The organism is Ligilactobacillus pobuzihii E100301 = KCTC 13174 (assembly GCF_000349725.1).
In the GTDB taxonomy this organism is placed as follows: Bacteria; Bacillota; Bacilli; order Lactobacillales; family Lactobacillaceae; genus Ligilactobacillus; species Ligilactobacillus pobuzihii.
The window spans coordinates 13,921-17,558 of record NZ_KB714686.1; the positions used below are offsets into that span (position 1 = coordinate 13,921).

At 38.3% G+C, this 3,638-nt stretch carries 4 protein-coding genes; all 4 read left to right on the forward strand.

Translation table 11 applies throughout. The annotated features are described in order from the left end of the window. A partial coding sequence (locus tag LACPOB_RS12935) for an aminotransferase class III-fold pyridoxal phosphate-dependent enzyme (protein ID WP_040532633.1) occupies nucleotides 1-388 on the forward strand: 388 nt, incomplete at its 5' end. 298 nt (nucleotides 389-686) lie between these two features. Continuing rightward, nucleotides 687-908, forward strand: a complete 222-nt coding sequence (locus tag LACPOB_RS0102210) for a hypothetical protein (protein ID WP_017867206.1) — start codon at nucleotides 687-689, stop codon at nucleotides 906-908. A gap of 225 nt (nucleotides 909-1,133) precedes the next feature. Further along, nucleotides 1,134-2,078: a nucleoside hydrolase gene (locus LACPOB_RS0102215; RefSeq protein WP_017867207.1), complete on the forward strand. Its 945-nt coding sequence runs from the start codon at nucleotides 1,134-1,136 to the stop codon at nucleotides 2,076-2,078. 662 nt (nucleotides 2,079-2,740) lie between these two features. Further along, nucleotides 2,741-3,638, forward strand: an 898-nt coding sequence (locus LACPOB_RS0102220; protein WP_017867208.1) for a quaternary amine ABC transporter ATP-binding protein, incomplete at its 3' end; no start/stop codon positions are given.

Sequence of the window (3,638 nt, forward strand, 5' to 3'; positions counted from 1 at the left end):
GGCAACATTAGATGTGATCGAAGATGAACATTTAGTGGAACGGTCCGCGCGTTTGGGCAAGATCGCGGAGGATTTCTTTGCCAAAGAAAAAGAAAAATATTCATTCATTGGCGAGGTTAGAATGTATGGTTTAGATGGCGGTATCGATATTGTCGATCCGCAGACAGGGGGCCCAGACCGTCAGGCAACCACTAAGGTCATCTATCGAATGTTTGAATTAGGAGTATTGATCATTAGCTTAAAAGATAATGTTTTGCGGTTCCAGCCGCCATTGGTGATCACAGATGAACAATTAGATCAGGCCTTTAAGGTAATGGACCAGGCATTTAAGGATCTGCAAGACGATAAGTTAAGCTTGCCAGAAAATGCTGCAAATATTGGTTGGTAAAAAAGCGAAAGAAGCCTGTCCTTGAGGTGAGTGTTAAGGCAACCACTGTTTTGTAATGTGATCTTTACTTTTTATAAGACAATAGTTTTATGTGCGGCTTTTTGGGTTGTGTAGGTTGGCTAACAAAGGTAAAACAAAGAAAACTGTAAGTATTCATCTCTTGGTTCACTCAGCTCATTTGAATTTAATCCCAAAAATATTTTGAGATTTGGATTAAACTACAGTTGTTCTCCGGCTAAATAAGTATAATGTAAGTGTAGGATCAAGTTTGAATGACAAGTGAGGCATGAGGCAGGCAATGAAATTTTCAACTATCGCTATTTTTGCATTTGTATTTACCGTTGATGTTTGGGCTTTGAATCATGATATCAAAAATTATCGCAATAAAACGGACGAATTGGGTAAAGCAAGTTCTAAAAAAAGACAAACGGTGACAAAAATCAATATCGGGATCGATGTATTCTTAATGATTTTGATGCTTTGGTATTTGATTTCCATTTTTTCTCAACTGGGTGTGTGATCATATTAAAAAAGTTTTGGATCAGTTTAAATTTTACTGGTTCAAAACTTTTTTTATGAAAAAATACCATGAAAAAGTTGTTGAGATCTTATTTCTTGACGCTATGTCCGAACTCCCGTAGCCTTAAGTTAAGTAATGTTGGTGTTAATGAGGCCACTTTTATAGTGTGAATAAAGTGTTCCATTAGCGCTTAAAAACTAAATAAACTAATCTGGGGGTTTTTAGATGCGTAATTTTTATTTCAACCACGATGGGAATGTCGATGATTTAGTTTCACTTTTGTTATTGTTACAAATGCCAGACGTTAATTTGTTAGGAGTTGGTGTCACAGATGCTGATGGCTACGTTGAACCGGCTTCTTTGGCTTCACGTAAAATTATTGATCGTTTTGGACATGAAGGTCGTAAACCAGCAGATGTTGCTAAGTCTAACTCACGTGCTAAACACCAATTTCCTGATGCTTGGCGATTAAGTGCTTTTTCCTTTAATGATTTTCCGTTGTTAAATGAACATGGCAGCAAACCACATCTACCCTTAGCCACTAAGCCTGGGCATTTAGATATGATCGATAAATTACAAAGCTCCGACAAGAAAGTAACTCTCGTAATGACTGGACCACTAACTGATTTGGCGCGGGCGTTGAAAGTTGATCCAACGATCACCGAAAAGATCGATAAATTGTATTGGATGGGTGGTGCTTTAAATAGTCAAGGTAATGTAGCGGCTCCTGGAGCAGATGATACGATGGAATGGAACGCATATTGGGATGCGAAAGCAGTTAAAACTGTCTGGGATTCGAGCTTAGAAATCGTAATGTTGGGCTTAGATAGTACTGACCAGGTACCACTAACTTCAAAATTACGCTTGCGGTGGGCAGCACAAAGGAGTTACCCCGCTCTTGACCTCATTGGCCAGGGATATTCCTTAGTTCATTCGTTTGAAGCTAATTCGATCTATTATTTATGGGATGTTCTAACAACGTTAAGTAGTCGTTATCCTGAATTGATCGAATACAAACAGGTCAAAACAGATGTGATCACAACAGCCCCGTCTGAAGGTCGAACCTATGAAACCAAAAATGGCCGTGAGGTGCTTTTTGTAACAAGTGTAGATGCAGAGGCATTTTACGATAAAATTGATGAATTGGCTAAATTAGCGCCGCAAGGGTAAGGAAATGTTTGTTAGAAAAGTGAGCTACTTAACATAATTAATTGACGATAAATTATAAATATTAGTTTTTTGTGCTTTAACTATTTTTAACCAAGTGAAAATGAATTATTATAGTGTGATTTTGGGCTGCTTTTTTGTGATTTTATATATAATTTTATCTATAAAAATCTAACTAAATGCTGGATATAATTATTAAGAAAACCTTAAGATGGCTTAAAAAAGGATATATAGTTCGGACGAAGTAAAAATATATGTTAAGGTATTCTTAATGATTCGGCTGTAACATTTTTGTAATGTTGAACCACAAAATCGTTGATTAGGCAAATTTATATGTGGCCGACCAAAGCTAGATGGCAACGATCGGTCTTTTTTTGTATCGTTGAGTCGGTTTTCTAGTTGGTGGCTGATTTTGTCTGATTTAGTGGTTCAAGCTGTAGACAGTTCAAGTCTTTTTTATTCGAGCAGAAAGAACAGACATTTTTAAGCGATTTAGAGTTAAGAGATCATACTTTACGTCATCTTAACTGTACTGTTCTGACGAATTTCAACTGCTAGGGCAGTACATAATGTGTTGAACTTTTTTCAGCCGATGGTTCTTAATTGTTAAACAACACATTAGTACTTCGCAGCATAAGAAAGCACGGATTTATTGGAGGCGTGTAATGACAGAAAAAGTTAAAGTTAAACATTTAACTAAAATATTTGGCAAACAGATCTCGCAAGCTAAGGAACTTATGAAACAAGGTAAGTCAAAAGAAGAAATACTTGCTGAGACTGGTTGTACAATCGGGGTCAATGACGCAAGTTTCTCGATCAATGAAGGCGAGATTTTTGTTGTCATGGGTTTATCCGGTAGTGGTAAATCAACACTGATCCGGATGATCAACCGTTTGATCGACTCAACTGATGGTGATGTTGATATCGATGACCAAAGTGTAATGGATCTTGATAAGGAAGGTTTGCGTAAACTACGTCAGGATAAATTTGGGATGGTTTTCCAGAATTTTGCCTTGTTCCCACACTTAACGGTTTTACAAAATGCAGAATACGGTTTGACTCTCAAAAAGGTTGACCAGGAAACACAAGAAAAAAAGGCTAAAGATGCATTGGAGTTAGTTGGTTTGAACGGCTATGACCAACAATATCCAGACCAATTGTCTGGTGGTATGCAGCAACGTGTTGGTTTAGCACGTGCGCTTGCTAATGATGCCGAGATCTTACTGATGGACGAAGCTTTCTCAGCCTTGGATCCTTTATATCGTAAGGAAATGCAGGACCTTTTGTTACAGATCCAAGAAAAGATGCATAAAACGGTCATCTTTATCGGCCACGATTTGAATGAAGCCTTGAAATTGGGTGACCGGATCATGATCATGCGTGACGGTAACATCGAACAGATCGGTGCCCCTGAAGATATCTTGACTCATCCAGCTAATGATTACGTCGAACGCTTTATCGAAGGCGTCGACCGGACGCAAGTCCTAACTGCAAGCAGTGTGATGGCTAAGGCACATGTAGTTAATATTTCTAAAGCTGGTCCACGGGTTGCCTTGCGTCGGA